This window comes from Natrinema caseinilyticum (genome assembly GCF_024227435.1).
GTDB lineage: Archaea > Halobacteriota > Halobacteria > Halobacteriales > Natrialbaceae > Natrinema > Natrinema caseinilyticum.
In genome coordinates, this window is the sequence record NZ_CP100447.1 from 22342 (window position 1) to 39473 (window position 17132).

Genomic DNA, 17132 nt, shown 5'->3' on the forward strand with positions numbered 1-17132 from the left:
AGTGTTCAGACTAACCTATTTGGATTCGATGACGATGCCCTAAACGGTCTCCAACTGAGCGGCGAATTTGTCTGAGGAACTGGGACACACTGAGAAGGTATCATTCATCTAATTACTGTTACCAAGAGTGAAGTAACAGCCTTGTCATCGTACAGGTTGTTCGATGGATTCCACGCTTCTCACAGGGCCCAAACATTCACTTCTGGAAGAGCAGGCGTTCCAGAAAGCCAACACCGTTGCTGGTGATTCGCTCGGTAGTATTCTCTACATCACGCGAAACGACGCTCGAAGAGGTCACATCGAAGATTCATGGGCAGACACACACCGTCCGCTTCGCCTCCGAGCCGAGACGCTTGACGCAGTCGTCCGTGACTGGTACGAAGCTCTCGACGGTCCAATCGCGAGACTCTCCGGGCAGGTGAACCGTCGTCTCACGGAATTCGCACTCGATCACGCGACAAAGAGTGAGGGGAGCATTCTCGCAGGTGAACCAGCGTCTGCGGCACTTGCGGACGCGTTCAGTAGTCGCTTCTCGCTGTTCGATGACGCTGGCGTCGCGACAGCTGAGGAACTTGCCACCGAATTCGCGGGGTCAGACCTCGACGAACGAATCGCGACGGCGACTGTCGATGCCTATCGATCCTATGGAGAGCTTCACCGCGACCACGTCGACGAATGGACCGCCACACGGGGTGAGATCTTCCAGACCGTTGCGACTGCCGACACTAATATCGCAGCCCTCTCGCCAGAACTCGACACCGTCATACTCTCCGGCTATCACGAGTTCCGACCCGTCGAACGGGCTGTGATCGAGCGGATCGTCGATGCGTTCGATACGATTGCGATTCTCCCGCTCCACCAGCACGGCGACGGGGGCGTCGACAGTGTCACCGTCGATGGACTGGAGTTTTACGAGGAGTTGGGATTCGAGCGGAACGTGGTTGAGCCACAGCAGGGTACTGCTGTCGACGTCGCCACAGTCACGAATGCGATGTATCGCCACGACCCCGGAGACGTACCGACGCCAGAGACACTCAGGTGGCGGGAGTTACCGACGCCGGAACGCGAGGTTCGATTCGTCGCTCGCGAGCTCCGAGCGGAACTCGCTGATGGTCGCGATCCGGACGACCTCGCGGTCGTAATTCCAGGGACCGAGGCGTATGCGGGGTACGTCGACGATGTCTTCGAGACCTATGGCATTCCCCACGTGACGACCGCTGCCTCCCAACTGGATCGGACCTTTGCAGGGAGCGTCGTCCACGATCTGCTTCGTCTTGCCGAGCAGGAACCACACGCTGAGGATTTGACATCGCTGCTGGCGAATCCACTCGTCGACTTCCTCTCCCGAGCGCAAGTTGACGCTATCACGGCAGCTGCTCGACGCCGCGACACTGTCGCGCTCGATCCGTTGCTCGACGACATCGACGACGACGCGAGGAGACATATTGAAGACCTCATCTCGTCGCTCGGCACGCTCCGTACTGGTGACCTCGAAACAGCGCTCGACATTTTCCGTCGAGTGCTGGCTGACGACTTCGAGCTCGAATCTGCAGTCGAGAACTATGCCGGCGGGACGACACAGGCGACGGAGCAGCAAGCGTACGCCGTCGTCGACGAGGTTCTCAGTTCATTTGAATCGATGCAAGCTGTTTCCAGTGATCTCTCGCCACTGGCGTTGCTCACTCGAGCGTTCGATGGCGTTCCGATTCGTGTTCCTCAGGGTGCTGCCAGCGGTCACGTCGAGGTTCTGGGGATGCTCGACGCGCGGATGCGCTCGTTCGAGAACGTCTACGTCGTCGGGCTCACGACGGAACATTTCCCCGTCTCACCGGAACGACCGGCATTTTTCGATGAGATGACCGATGCCCATCCTCGGTTCGACACTGGTGACGAGCGCCTTCGAGGCCGCTATCTCTTCGCAACGCTGCTGGCGAACGTCGATGAAGTCACACTCACAACGCCAGCATCGGGCGATGATGAATCGGCAGTCGTCCGCTCACCGGTACTCGATGAACTCCAACGAGTAACCGGTATCGAACCAGTAGAGGGTCTTGACGAGCGCGTCGGCTCCCGTGAAGATCTCCAGCGTCGCCTCGCCGCTCACTCACGTCGGCGAGTTGCTGTCGATCACGCCGGCGAGCAGGGCGACCTCACACCCGAGCAGACGAAACGAACTGACCGGGGCCTCAGCTGTGCCGAGAATCGAAGCGATCCAGATCTCACATCTCACGATGGCCTTCTCGATGCTGACACTGTCGATGCAGTGTATCCTCCCTCTGAGCGCGAACCCTACAGCGCGAGCCGAATCGAACGGTACGTCGAATGCGGATTCAAGTTCTACGCGGAGAACGTTCTCGACATCGAGGATCCGGACGATGTCGAAGTGACGCCGACACCTCTCGAGACCGGTAGTTACGTTCATGACGTTCTCGAACGCTTCTATGTGGAGCTTGCGGCGGAGTCGAGCGAGGAACTCGATGTCAGTGCATACGAGAGAGACGAATTGGAAGACCGTCTCCTCGATATCGCACTCGACGAACTGGCGGACGCCGACTTCGAGTACGAGGGCCTGTTCTATGAACGCTGGCTCACTGAGTTGTTCGCAGGATTGGGAGACGCAGAGACGAACCCGTACGCGGGCAGTTCGAGACCGCACGAAGCACCCGAGAAAGGGTTGCTCGCGACGTTCATCGAAGAGGAACTCATGCGAGGCGGCGATACCCGACCGCGTTGGTTCGAAGCCCCATTCGGTGACGGGTTACCTGACTCCGACACTGGACCGTTCGAGGTTGAACATCCTGATGGGTCGACCGTTTCGATCCGTGGGTACATCGACCGCGTCGACGAGGCCGGTACCGACGAACAACCGGAATTAGCGCTGTACGACTACAAGACGGGGCGCGCACCGTATATGACCAAAACGACAGGCGGGACGAAGTTCCAGCTCCCGATTTATCTCCTCGCTGCGGAGGCCGTCTTGAGTGAGGACGATCTCGATGACGCTGCGCTGTCCGCGACGTACTACCAAGTTCGGCCGCCAAACGACGTCAAAGTCCCACGCGGTGTGGAATCGAAGTTCGATTCACAGGCAGAGCTACGTCGATTCTTGGACGAAGTCGTGCCGGAGTGGCTCGGTCAGATCGACGACGCCATCGCGAATGGCCGGTTCCATACGACGTTGTTGTCGAGTCGGGGAGCGAATTGCAGCTACTGTGACTATCGTCGCGCCTGTGACGTCCGCCACCATCGGAAGCGCGAGCGTGTCGACCACGCACGGGGAGACGAGTCAGCGTATGTTCCGTTACGCGTACAGGACGATGCGGACCTCGAGGCGGTGATGAGCGATGACTGATGAAGACGATGCAATTCAGCTTACCACCGAACAGGAAGACGCGCTCGTTCAGGACCGGAACGTAGCCATCACCGCCGGCGCTGGGACCGGCAAAACGACGACACTGACTGAGCGATACGTCACCATTCTCGAAGAGAATCCGTCACTCACCCCTGAGAACATCGTCACGATCACGTTCACGCGAAAGGCCGCGGCGGAGTTGACCGAACGCGTCCGGACGGAAGTCTACGACCGGCTCGCTGCCGAGGATTCTCCTGATGGATACCATCGGTGGCGAGACGTTCTCGACGAACTCGAAGACGGCTACGTCCACACGATACACGCATTCTGTACCCGACTGTTACGAGAACGTGCCGTCGAAGCGCCAGTCCCACTCGGGTTCGATGTCCTCGATGAGGACGGCGCCGCAACCCTCCAGCGAGAAGTCGTCACGGAGTTCCTCGAAGGAAATCAGAGCGACGAGGACGTCGCGCTGCTCGCCCAGCTCTGGGGACGAAGCCAACTCGTCGACGTATTGACCGGGTTGCTCGATGAGCGCCCACAGAGCGAGGCCGTCCTCGAACGCTGGCGAGATGCTGACGTCGAGGAGTACGTGGATGTCCTCTGGGAGACTGTCTGTGACCTGGAGGCCGATGACGCTCGTGAGACGCTCTACACACACGGCGTTCTGGAAACCCTGCGAGAGCTAGCTGACCGGCTCCCCGCGGGGGCCGACATTCAGGACGAGGACGGCTTGCGAGCGTATCGGACCTTCGAGGACATCGCGACGACGCTTCCGGAGTCTCCCTCGGAGAGTGATTCCCGCAGGTGCCAGCGCGCGATTCTCGACCTCCACGAGGTGTGTGAGAAGAAGAGCGGTGGACTCTACAGTAGTTCAGGCTACGTCGTTGGGTCTCGGGAGGACTGGCACGAACACGGTGACGTCTACGATGATCTGAAAGACGCTGTCGACGTGGTAATCGGGGCTGTCGAATCCCACGAGGACGCGGTCGACACGACGCCGGGCGAACTCGAGGAGAACAGTGCTCACTACGCGCTGGCACTGATGCGTGTTTTCGATGGAGTTCTGGAACGCTACGAAGCTGGGAAGGACCGTCGAGATGCGCTCGATTTCCCCGACGTGATCGAGACCACCATTTCGTTCCTCCGTGAGAATGAGGAGGTTCGTCGCCGTCTCCAGGACAAGTTCGAGGCGGTCATGGTCGACGAGTTCCAGGACACGGACGACCGGCAGTGGGAGCTCGTGAAGCTCCTCACCGGCGTCGACGAGGAAACGGCGACGAACGTGTTCCTCGTCGGTGACGAGAAACAGAGTATCTACGCCTTCCGCGGCGCTGACGTCACCACGTTCGGCGCAGCACGGGACGAACTGCAATCTGTAAACCGCAGTCTCGGGCTGGACGAGGTTCCCGACAGCGACGTCGAGAGCCCGACCTCCCTCGAACTCTCGGGTAATTTCCGGACGCTTGAGGCCCCTCTCACGTTCTTGAACAGACTCTTTGATCAGTTGTTCCAGCCCGAAGACGACGAACATGCGCCGTTCGAAGCGCCGCCACAACCGCTCACGGCGAGACGAGACCGAGTCGAAGACATCGAGGGACTCGACGGCAGTATCGAATATCTCGTCGTCCCTGACGATGCAGAGATGGCAGCGACGCTCTTCGGGGACGACCACCCTGTCGCTGAGGGAGCGTTGGACCATACAATCGAAGCAGAGGCACAGGCACTCGCAGCCCGACTGACGACCATCTTTGACGACCCACCGCTCGTTCAGGATACGGATACGGGTGAGCACCGTTCCGCGACTCCTGACGACGTGGCAATCTTGCTCCGTCGGCGAACACACCTCGACCGGTACCAGCGAGCCCTCGAAGAGTACGACATCCCGTATACGGTCATCGGCGGTGTCGGGTTCTACGATACGCCCGAGGTGCAGGCGCTCACGAATCTCCTACGGGTACTTGGCGATCCGACGGACGACGTCTCTCTGTACGGTGTACTCCGATCACCCCTGTTTGGGTTTACCGACGACCGGCTCGCGCCGGCGGTCGCAAGTGCAGACTCGATCTGGACGGCCTTGGAAACGTCCGATGATCCACAGCTTACGGACGCGTTCGAGCTGCTATCGAGCTGGCGTACGCTGAGTGGGTGTGCGGAGCCGGGAGAAGAGGGCGTCCTTTCGTGGAACCGCGTCCTCACGCGCGTCATCGACGATACCGGGTACCTGACGAGTGTCAGTGCCGACGAACGCGGCCAGCAGGCAGTCGCGAACGTCGAGAAGTTCCGTGATCAGGTCCGAACTTGGAGCGAAAACGGCGTTCACACGGCTGCTGGGTTGCTACACCGGATCGACCGGCAGGCAGAAATCGATCCACGTGAGGGTGAAGCAGATATTCCTGGCGATGCCGAGGGCGTTCGAATCATGACGATTCACTCCTCGAAAGGACTAGAGTTCCCGATCGTCACGATCCCGGATCTCGGAAGCAGTCTAAACTTCGGGCGAAGCGTCGACGACTACGGCTACGTCCGACTCGTAGAGGGTACTACAGATGCACCTCCGCTCCCTGCAGTTGGTGGTCCACATCCCAGAGACGCCTTCTCAATCGAGAAGACTGCCGTCCACGAGTACGCAGATCGGCTCTCACTGCCACAGGAACGAGCCGAGGCGAAACGCCTCCTCTACGTCGCTTGCACCAGGACTCGCGACCATCTCCTGCTGTGTGGAACGCACGACATCGACCGCAGCGAGTCTGGACAAATCGAACTCGGCGAGCCGGCGGCATTCGACGAGGCTGACCGCTGGCGTGACTGGCTTCAACCCCACCTCCTCGAAGATGGCGAGCTCATAGGTGAGGCTGTCCAGAACGGGGGTACTCGCAGTCAGCTTGGTGAGGCAGGCTATACCATTCGGACACCACCACATCCGACGGACTGGGCATCCGACGAAGACATCGATGAGACGATGCCGGAAATCTCGATTCCGTCACCCCCCGAACGCGACACGGGAGTCCGAGTGACAGCGACCACGCTCGTGAATGAGGTGGCCGAACACTCCGGTGGCGGACACACATACGCAGCGGGTGAAGAATCACCAGGCCTCAGCCCGACCACATTCGGAACTGTCGTCCATCGACTGAACGAGCTTCGCCCGCCGAGAGACGAATGGGAATCGTTCGTCGAACGAGTGAGTCAGATGGCCGGTGAAGAACCGACAGCGGACGACATCTACGCGGCAATCGACCACGCAGAAGACGCGATTCGATTCGTCGACGATCTCGAGGCTTCGGTTACTCTCGAAGCAGTCCACGATGAGTACTCGGTGATGGCACGTCTGGACAAATCGAGAATCGTCGGCGATATCGACCGCCTGCTCGTCACGCCAGACCGGTATCACATCATCGACTACAAGACCAACGACCTTTCAGCAACGACATCGGAAAACCTGGCGGCACATTACCGGCCACAGATGCTCTCGTACGCACTGGCCCTCTTCCAGCACGATCCGAGCCGGCGTGTTCGAGCCTCTCTCAGATTCACCAACGCCGGCGTTGAGGAACGATTCGAGTGGGATTCAGACGAATTGGACGACATCAAATCCGAGCTACGTGAGATGGTCGATCTGATGATGTAGTCGATTGGCTGAGAGTAGAGTCCACGTTTTCATCTTTCAGCCGGGTTCTATTTCGAAGGCTGTCTCGAGCAGGTCGGTTAATTCTCGGAGCGCTGTGACGACGGATTCATCGACCTGAACCGTGACCCGGTCGGTTTCCTTGGGATGTTTCTTCCCCAGTGAGAGGACGACGTCCCCATCTGGAGAGAGGGATGCTGAAAGCCACGCCGTTACTCGGGGGGATCCCGCAAGCCAAGCGGTGGTGAGGTCGTGCCAGGGGTGTTCACGCTCTGCCTCCGATGGACGTTCCTGACCGAACGCTTTCGGCTGGAGTGTCTCTACAAAGGACCGTAATTCCGCACAATCGCTCTGTTCAAGCTGGACCGTGACTCGATGCGTATCTGCGTTCCATCCCCAGTCCTTCTTTCCGAGCTGGAAGGTGAGATTCCCTGTTGGTGAGCGAGAAATCGTTACCCACGCCCGTCCCTTCTGACGAATGCGGCGCTGTGCGACGGTTACCCACTCTCCGGACTTGTCGAATGAGGCCCAGAACTCACCAGGGATCGGGACTTCCATGGACACAGAGACCGACTTCTCCTGCCAGAGCCATCTCGTCACGTCGGGATAGCCTTCGGTTCCAGTCCTACTCGGAAGCACGTAGGGCCAGACGGTCAGCATACCGGAGAGATCCACGTCGTACTCTGTGAAGTCAGCTTCATCGAGCCATGCGACACTGTACTCCCGGTCGAGATAATGCTCCGTGACCGCCTCGATATCCTTTCCGTGATTTCGATACTGGGCCTCCACAGCAATCCCCTTCCCATACGGATGACAGGGCTCGTCGAAGGTCACCAAAACGTCAGCAATTCGGTCACCGACGCCCGATTCCAACTCTACTGTGGCGTCGGGGAAATCGTGTTCGAGACGAGCATAGGCGATTGACTTCATCTTCAGATGCTCATCTGACTCACCAGGGCATTCGCCGGTCGTGGCGAGATCATCGAACGTGACCTGCCCTGATTCTGTAGAGATTTCAGACCTCTGTTCCTGTTCGTGGTGACGGAAATGCCGAGAAATGAAGGCGTTCCCCCGTTCGTGTGATTTCACTACTGCCATCGGTTGTTCGCAGACAGGGCAGGAGACGGTCTCTCCATCGTCTACTTGTGGAGGAATGACTCGAGTATCGTCGAGGAGGGCTAAGTAGGGCATCAGACTCGTTTTAGGGAATAGGTTACTTGGCAGACGTAAAGACAGTTTCTGCGACATTCGCCGCGATGGTATCACCCGCAATCGGTCGCAACGTACTATCTTCCAGCACCGAATGAGCCGTAGATCTATATGCAGGAGTCGACTTTTACACTTCGATGACGGGGGGTGCGGTACGTGTGGGGAAGATTCCAGTCGAGGACTGCGGGAGATGTGCGAGTTACACATCGATGACGGGGGGTGTGGCTGACAAATAGTTTGGACGACAATATCAGGGGGTATCCAAATCCAGCCGAACCGCCCGCTGTTACACTTCGAACACGGGGGGAGAACCACAACAATGTACTTCGTCACCGGTACTGAGCCGAGAAACCCCAGAATGGCGAATGCGAGGAGTAGCCCAAATGACGCGGAGAGATATACATCGACGGAGGTTAATCTTTTTAATACCTCCGTCACACAGCAGAAGTATGGCCGGCAGCAATCAGGGTGGCACTGATCAATCTACGTTGGAAGATGAAGCAACGCAATCACAGACAGAGGACACGTCCGACGCCACTCAGGACAATACCGCTGCTGACAACGCGTCTCTGAGTCTTTCCGAAGACGACGCTGACGGAAGTACACAGCAGTCGATTCGAGATATGCTCAACGAGGACGGTGGCGGGTCAGTCTTCGTCAACCGTGACCTCGTCGAGCCCGACACCATCATCGACGAGGAGCGAATCGTCGGTCGCGACGACCAACTCGAGTCCGTCGTGTCGTTCCTGAAGCCAACACTGCAAGGAAACCGGCCGCCGAATATGCTTCTCTACGGTCCCGCCGGTACTGGGAAGTCACTCATCATTGGCGCCGTGACGCAGCAGATCGTCGAGCTCTGCAAATCGAAGGGTGAGAGCTTCGGTGTCGTCGACATCAACTGCCAGCCGATCAACACTCTCGACCAGGCGGTCTACGAACTCGTCCAGACGGTCGCGAAGGACGTCGGCGCGGAAGTGGGCGTGCCCGAAACTGGCGTGTCGACGAAACGCAAGTACCGACGACTCTACGAACTCATCAACACCCACTACGACTCGGTCATTTTCATCCTCGACGAGATCGACCTCTTGGTCGGACGCCGCGCTAACGACGAGCCCGCCTACTCGAAGCTGCTCTACCAGCTCTCACGAGCCAGTAATACGAACGAGATCGAAGGCAGAGTCTCCGTCGCGGCACTGACGAACGATCCGAAGTTCATGGAAGACATCGACGGCCGAGCCGAGAGTTCGTTCAACCCACGGGACGTCTACTTCCCGGACTACGATGCCAACCAGTTGCGCGAGATACTCCAGAATCGTCGCGACGCCTTCCGACCGGATGCACTCTCCGATGACGTGATTCCACTCGTCGCTGCGTTCGCAGCGCAGAGTCACGGGGATGCTCGGAAGGCCATCGACCTGTTCCGTGGCGCCGGCGATCTCGCCGACGAACGTGGTGATGACGGCGTCGACGAACACCACGTCCGCGAGTCTCAGGAAGAGATCGACAAGGACCGTTCGCTGAAGCTCGTCGAGGGGCTCACGACGCAGAAAAAGATCTCGCTGTACGCCACTGCCGCCGTCGCGCATTACTCGAAGCGTTCAGGGAGCTCGGTTCCGAGCCCTGTCGGATTCAAGGTGTATCAGTGGGTGACTGACGAACTCGACGCGGATCAGATGACTCGGGAGACATACGTCAAGTACGTCAAGGAGCTTTCCACGTACGGATTGATTTCGACATCGAGGAAGAGTCGAGGTCGCGGTGGTGGGATGTACATGGAGTTCACCTTCACGGGTGACCCCACTGGGATTATGAAACGGATCACGGAGGACACCCGGTTGGAGAGTATTGCCGAACAGGAGGAACTTCTCCGAACGGTGGTCAACGCACAGCTGAAGGACTTCCACCAGAACTGAGGTTGGCGGTTTTCGCGGAGTATGAGTGGAGACACACCCCCCGTCGTCGATGTGTAAGTTCCTGGCCCCTCCCCCCGTCATCGAAGTGTAACTGGTTTCGATGCAGTGACTGATTCCACGACATCGAGTAAGGGCGTTCGGTATTAGTGAACGCAGAGTCCAAGTCGCCAATCGTACAGAGCACTCCTATCAGACTCTACTGATATCTGAAGGTGCCTTCGTCCAAATGAAGGGGAAGAGTTCCCCGACGAATTACCTCGAGTCCATACCGCAACCCCCTCCCCCCGTCATCGATGTGTAAATCACCGATGAAGGACGGGTAGAGACGACAGAGCGAACGGTATCAATCATATAGAGAGCGTCTAACGCTAGTGATAGCAAGGAAAGAAGGGTGTAGAACACCAGCCATTCAGAGTGTTTGACCTCGTTCGGTCAGCTGGAACACTACCCAACCTGACACTCACTCTAGGTCCATTGCGGTTCTGATTAATCCGGAGGTTACATAAAACTTCGTCAGACTAGAGTCATAACTTCTAGAGATGTTATTTCTGGAGTCTCACGACCTCTCGTCCGTGTCTGCGGCTGTTCCGTCCGTTTTCGCATGACCTCGTCTTCACCCCCCGCCCCCTTCTCACGGTTTTACACATCGATGACAGGGGGAGAGGGTCCCGGTTTCTGGCCTCGTCGAGCTCGTTCTCACCTCGGGTTAACCGGTGCGATGTACTCGTTCTTCCACGAATCGCTCTCTCGCCACTGCCAGTAGTAGTACCGGTAACTTCTCTCTCCGGTCTGTTTCGTTGTCTTCACCGTGATGTAGGCCCCACTAGCAGGGACATCATCGTAATCCTCAGGATCTGTCGATATCTCACGTTCTTCCAGCTCCTCGAGGTCCTCTTCGTCGACCTCTTCTTCAGCCCGTCGACGTTCGAGTTCATCTTGGCGTTGCTGCCGTTTCCATTCCGCCAACTCGGTCGCGTACGACGCAACCTCTTCGAGCCGCTCCGACGATTGCTTCTCCAGTGGCTCGCGAAGATATTTCGGGAGATCGGGCGCTGGTGGTTTCGTTAACTCTTCTTCTCCCATAGTTACCCCACAGAGGGTGACTGATATTAATCTGTGGGGTAATTCAAAGTCGCTCGCTCAGGTCCAAACGAAGAAACTCTCTCCGGTGACGCAGGACCTGTAACTACAGTACTTCGACGAGATAATCAGACGCATCCGATTCGAGCGCATCGACATAATCGTCGTAGGAAAAAACAGACGCATTTGTGGAGATGGTTCTCGAGTGGAGTCTATATGCGTCTAACACCCTCGATTGTTCTGATCCTCGATCTCGATGTCCCGGGAAAACCAGCACTCCGTCAGTCTCCATCGCAAGGATATAGGAGGTCAACTGGTACACGTCTCCAGATGAAACAGAACCTGTCTTCCATTTCGCGTCTACAACCGTAATCGGAGATCCTTCGCGATTTCTGACGACGACATCAGGACGCATCGAGACGGCATGTGGTCCATCTACGATGTTTTGAATTGACGCTTGCCCTTCCACGACCAAGTCACCCTGTTCCTTCGCTGCCGCCCGAAATGCCCGTTCTACGATCCGTTCAAAAATATAATTCATATTCACGAAGAGAGCGAGTGACCGCTGTGATCCAGCACTAACATCCTCGAAGAAATCACGTGTCAAAACAGTCCGAGTCAGGTCTACCAGAGTCTCGTAATGGTCATTCAGTCGCGACAGCTCGATTCGTTCTACTGCCTCCACCGAGACTGGCGAAGGGGTTACAAACTGCCGGAGCCGCTGCTCCTGAACACGAAGACTGCTGGCGAGGTCTGTATCTCGAACCAACCGAGTGAGGACTCGAGTCGCTGTGAGTACAGCACGATTCAATTCAGAATCCGCCGTGAACTCATCGTGCTCGATCGCAAAGTCCGTTGGTGCACTTATCGATCGCCGAAGCTGTCGTTGGACGTCAATTCGACCGGTGACGTGCTCTCGAACCGAGTTCGTCCTAACGTATTCCCGATGCAGTCCCCGGTCAAGAACAGTCCGTAGCTCACTGAGAAACAATACAGCGATCGCATCGAAAAAGGTCGATGCAGCACTAAACTCTGTCTCGACATCAATTGACTCGACAGGGGTATCGAAGGCATATTGCAGTGCCCAGAGTAGGTTAGTGACGGACCGTTTCGGTGTTACCTCCACCTGCGTTCCGCTTGGGAGGGTCAACACACCAACATGCGAGCCCGTAGAAAGTACCGCTAGTCCCTCGCTTGTATATGATACAGAGAGCGGTGCTGGCGTACACTCCTCCTCAAGTTGTTCTAGAAAGGCAATATCTTCTTCACCAATCTCAAATGGAATTGTTTGGTCATGTTCCTCTAGCGAGATCGGGTCTGACGGTGGAACCGTTTCATCCTTCGATGTAGAGTCAACTACGGGTCCGAAGTGGCTGACAGCAAACTCACTCATCTTGGTTTGCCGCCTGTTGAGCGAAGGACTGGAGCCCCTCAACCAATGCGTCCATCTCTTCGTCGGTTAACGTGGCGACATCGAGCGTCGGTGATTCGAACTCATCCTCAACAGGACTCCATGTGTGTGCATACCCGTCAATCTCATCAAATACGGATGCAGCATCATCTATGAATTCAGGAGTAAGCGAATTCTCTTCGCGACCCGAAAGCCAGTCCCATCGGAAATCGATTTCGCCGTCCTGATTGAGTTGAATCACGCCGACACCAGGATCGATGTCGTCGGTTTTGAGCTGGGCGGTTGGGAATTGATCTCCCCGGCCAGTATCAACCCATCCAAGGTCCTCACCGACGTCCAACAGCCGTTCGACCCGTTCTGCTGCTTCCGAATCTAAATTGCTTCGTATGCGCTCTCGAAATGCCTCTTGAGTCTTCTCGCCGGCAGCCCAGGAATCCTGACCCTCGACCGATGTACCGTCTCCGTCAGATACGACGACCTCTGATGCATCAATAAGCGGGGTCGGATCGGTGATTCGCGCAATCTGGCATAGCGCGATATACAACGACTCGCCATCGAATGACCGAATCTGTTCTGTTTCCCAGTCGATGAGGCGTTCGCCGGTTTCCGTGAGGAGGTCGTTCTGAAGCCGGTCGAATTGGCCGAAATAGTACTCCTCCAGTTGCGGAAGGATATCGTACCGCCATGCGTCGACAACGTCTATTGCTGAATCATGTCCGAGCAAGTAGGTATGACCGAGCTGCTTGCCTTTCCCAAGCTCGGGTGCATGCAGAATCCGCTTATTAAGCTCCGATATCGCCTCTACACTCGCGCCCAACAATTGTTCTCTGCGAGAGCCTGCAGCGCCTGGCTGCATCACTGCAGCGGTCGGTGTGTTCGCCTCCATGTTGTATTCCTGCCAGATTACATCGAGATCCGGGGGGAAATCCACGAACCGGAAGCGCCGGCGAAGCGCTGTATCCACCAGCGCGATCGACTGGTCGGCTGTGTTCATGGTTCCGATCACGTATAGATTAGGCGGCAGCGAGAACTGTTTACCTGAGTGAGCCAATGAAACTTCAAAGCTCCCACGTTTGTCCGCCTCAAGTAACGTGATGACTTCTCCGAACACTTGGGCGAGATTCCCGCGATTGATCTCGTCGATAATGAGAACATACGGGGGTGCTTTTCCAGACTCGCTAAATTCGCCCGAGGCCGAGCTGGACTCCTGTGCCTGGTCGTACGCTTGTTGGGCCCGTTCCGCGACACGCTTCAACACCCCGTCTTCGATCTGGTACTGGACGTCGCCATCTTCTGTAGCCTCAGCAGTCAGTCCCTCAATGAAGTCTTCATATGAAAACGAGGGATGGAACGTTACGGACGCAACCTGTTCATCGCGCGGCTTCCCGTCGCTCTGGTCGAAAACCCACCACTCGGCAAAACGCTTCGCCTCGAACGTCTTACCCGTTCCCGGTGGTCCATAGAACACGACCTGCTTTGCAGACTCCAACTGTCGCGTCACCGTCTCAACCACGTCTTCTGGCGGCCGCTCTGGTGGGTCAACACTCTGAATCTCATTCAACCGATAGTACTCCGGCAGCACTTCATCGAATTTGTCGATCAAGAGATCCAGAGTCAGCGCGTCGGTTTCGGTGATGGTCTCGATGTCGACTCGGTCTTGCCATCCATCTTCACATAGTTCGTCTCCAACGTACAACCCGTACCGCACACCGTCCCACTGAATCCCCATGAACAACTGGTACGCGTTGCCCTTGCTCCCACGGCTTTCGGGATAGATCGCAAACCAAGCGTCGTCACTAAGGATATTTCGAGGGGCGAGGAAATCGACGACGTGAGCCGTACTTTCGTCAATTCCCACCTCCTCAATCAGAGCGCTCGTAATATCGTCTAAATATGCACTGACACGCGGGCGGAAATAGTCGAAGTACAGTTGACCGAGAACGCTGAATGAATCGAACGCCCGCATGATGTCAGTGTCATACTTTGTATTCTCTTCATCCACGAACGTCTGCAGATCTTCTTCTGACAACAAACCCTGTTGCCGGATCCTTTCCAGTGCGCTGAACCGGATCTGATTGACTTTGATATCACCCTCGTACTGAGCGTGCTTCGTCTCCAGGTATTCTCCAGGAAGGCGATGGATTGCTGGTATTAGTCCGACCTCGTCAGGATTGTCGATATCTGAATCACCAGACCTTTCGAGCTGCTCTGTACCAGAAAACAGCGTCTGGTCGTACTCATGCAACTGCTTCGAAAACCGCCACAACCAGCGTAAGAAGAACGTTCCAAGTGGCTTCGGTACAGGTTGTTGTGTGATTCGGTGGAGAAACCCTTCAAATTTCTCTTGATCAATATCTCTGCTGTACTGCTCTTCGAGATTCCTGGCTAACCGCTTGGTAAATTCGTTGTAGAGCTCTCTCTTTTCATCGCCGGACAAGGACTCCAACGTCTCTTCTGGTTGTGCCATTAATGACTCTTCACGGGCAGGCCACCAGTCAGCAAAATACCGGATCAGCGCTTCGAGCGCTGCCTCATCGTACCCCTTGTTGGACGATCGCGCCGCAGGTGGAACCGCTAGATACGCATCCTTCAGTGCCTGCGTATCGAACACGAACCCCTGAATTTTGAGAAAGCTCGGCATCTACGGATGAGATGATACCCTACTCAAATATCAGTTTCGCTACTCATAATCTCCCGAACAGGGTCTCGTTGGCTAGAATATCTCTTCAGGGAATGAGGGCATATTCGCTCTCACAAGAGTTACCCCACGGATCAGAACTTGTTTGGTTTTGTGGGGTAACTAACCGCAATGGAATCTTTGTTTTCCTCGACTAAATCTCACTGGAACCCGACGGCAGAATCGTCGTCTGATGCAGAATCGGTCCAGTCGACATCGCCAGAACCGACTTGTGGAGTTCGGTTAGTGGAGGATGACCTACTGGTCACATCGAGGTCCTTGATACTCGGGAAGTCTTCTAGAGAAACCCTGTCAGCATCTCGCGTCGCCGCATTCCGCTTCGCTTTCGTGACTACTTCTTCGATATCCGCACCACTGAGACCGCGACTCCGCCTTGCGAGATCTGCAAAACTATCACCCGAGAGTTCGTGTGGAACCCCCTGCAGTTTCGACTGGAAAATCGAGTGACGACTCTCCTCTTCGGGAAGACCAATCTCGATATGCGTGGCCAATCGTCCTGGTCGAAGAATCGCTGGATCGATGTCTTCGGGGCGATTCGTTGCTCCGACAACGATGGCCGTTCGATCGTCTGCAGTGAGGTGAACCAGAAGTTCGCTCGTAATCTTCCGGTCTTCAGCGTGAGCTCCGCCGGCGCCGACATCGCGACCGCCGAGGAGATGTTCGGCCTCGTCGAGGAAGATCACACAAGGGCCGACCGATTCAGCTTCTTCGAACAACTGGCGAACTCGTTGTGGCCCCTCGTTGATCCATTTACTCGTGATGTCAGCAGGGCCTAACTCGACGAACGGGACAGCGAGTTCTCCTGCTAGCGCTCGAGCAAACAGAGTCTTCCCAGTTCCTGGCGGTCCGTGGAGGAGAATCCCTCGTGACGGCTCGATACCGAAACGGTCGAAGCGTTCGTCACCCTGGGTCGCTGCATGAATTGGCTGTACAACCTCGTCTGTGAGCCGCTGCTTGACTTCGTAGTAGCCCCCAACGTCGTTGAAGCCAATCTCTGAGTTCATCCAGTCGTACTCGAATTCGTCGGTAGCTGCTTTCGCTGGTACTCTGGAGGTCTGGGAGTGACGTTGAGTCTTGTCTGAGCTGGTAACATTCGACGAGTCCGGCTCATCCCGACCTGTCTCACTTTCTCGCTGGATCTGTCTGAACTTGTCGTAATCGACGTTCGGCGTTACATGACGGCCAGTAGCGTAGTAGTACCCGTTTTCTCCTCGGGGATTGTAGTACAACGCCGAGACGATCGAGGCAGAAACAACCAATCCGAGAGCCGCCTGTATCAGAACGTCAGCTGGAACGACTGCCGAGAAGAATCTAAACTGAGGAACTGGAAGAGAAGAAGCAGCCCATGACACAGCCTCTGCGGAAAGCAACAGGACGACGAATATCTCATACACCAACGCGAATGGATAGAGTCCGATGGCATCCACTGACTTGAACACGGGGAGGCCAATCCCCCCTGCGACAAAGACAATCAAAATCCCGAGCCCGAGTGCGACTACAGCGGTTGGAGGGAGATTGAGCCAGGGAGCGACCACCCACATATGAATAAGCGCCAACGCCGACCAACCAATCATAAAGAACAGCCGGTATATGCTCCGCTTCTTGTGATCACGCTCCATTACTCGGTAGGTCACGTACTCGATGGTGGCGAATATACCGAGGAAGATGATGACGGAGAGTACGGTGTTGAGGAGTTTCATCGGCTCACGAGGATTCCCTCTGTACGCTGAGTACGTCACCGAAAGACGTACTCATGGGCTTCTACACACACTCTATGCCGTTACTACGCTATAACATCTCGCTCCGTGGGAGGTGGTCGGGTCGTCGTCCCAGGCGGAATT

Annotated in this window: 8 protein-coding genes; 3 read left to right on the forward strand and 5 right to left on the reverse strand. The window is 56.4% G+C overall.

Annotated features, from left to right (window positions below):
* Window positions 1–163 precede the first annotated feature (163 nt).
* Window positions 164–3352 carry a PD-(D/E)XK nuclease family protein gene (locus NJT13_RS22785; RefSeq protein ID WP_254526169.1) on the forward strand — a complete coding sequence of 1063 codons (3189 nt, stop codon included), beginning with the start codon at window positions 164–166 and terminating at the stop codon, window positions 3350–3352.
* Window positions 3345–6983, forward strand: a complete 3639-nt coding sequence (locus NJT13_RS22790; protein ID WP_254526170.1) for a UvrD-helicase domain-containing protein — start codon at window positions 3345–3347, stop codon at window positions 6981–6983. The genes NJT13_RS22785 and NJT13_RS22790 overlap by 8 nt, the downstream gene beginning before the upstream one ends.
* Before the next feature lie 36 nt (window positions 6984–7019).
* Here the strand turns inward: NJT13_RS22790 and NJT13_RS22795 are convergent, their stop codons facing one another.
* On the reverse strand, window positions 7020–8171 hold the full coding sequence (locus NJT13_RS22795) for a competence protein CoiA family protein (RefSeq protein WP_254526171.1): 1152 nt from the start codon (window positions 8169–8171) through the stop codon (window positions 7020–7022).
* A 641-nt stretch (window positions 8172–8812) separates the two neighbouring features.
* On the opposite strand from NJT13_RS22795, the gene NJT13_RS22800 reads away from it, so the two are divergent.
* Window positions 8813–10102, forward strand: a complete 1290-nt coding sequence (locus NJT13_RS22800) for an orc1/cdc6 family replication initiation protein (protein WP_254526191.1) — start codon at window positions 8813–8815, stop codon at window positions 10100–10102.
* Window positions 10103–10798: 696 nt separating this feature from the next.
* On the opposite strand, the gene NJT13_RS22805 is transcribed toward NJT13_RS22800, so the two are convergent.
* The 4 genes from NJT13_RS22805 to NJT13_RS22820 form a co-directional block, all read right to left on the reverse strand.
* Window positions 10799–11185: a hypothetical protein gene (locus tag NJT13_RS22805; RefSeq protein ID WP_254526172.1), complete on the reverse strand. Its 387-nt coding sequence runs from the start codon at window positions 11183–11185 to the stop codon at window positions 10799–10801.
* A 103-nt stretch (window positions 11186–11288) separates the two neighbouring features.
* Complete coding sequence (locus NJT13_RS22810; protein ID WP_254526173.1) at window positions 11289–12575, reverse strand: McrC family protein; 1287 nt, start codon at window positions 12573–12575, stop codon at window positions 11289–11291.
* The gene (locus tag NJT13_RS22815; RefSeq protein ID WP_254526174.1) at window positions 12568–15234 is read right to left on the reverse strand and encodes an McrB family protein; all 2667 of its coding nucleotides are present in this window, start codon (window positions 15232–15234) and stop codon (window positions 12568–12570) included. The genes NJT13_RS22810 and NJT13_RS22815 overlap by 8 nt, the downstream gene beginning before the upstream one ends.
* A gap of 197 nt (window positions 15235–15431) precedes the next feature.
* Window positions 15432–16991 (reverse strand): AAA family ATPase, encoded by a 1560-nt coding sequence (locus NJT13_RS22820; protein WP_254526175.1) that lies wholly within the window; start codon window positions 16989–16991, stop codon window positions 15432–15434.
* Window positions 16992–17132 lie beyond the last annotated feature (141 nt).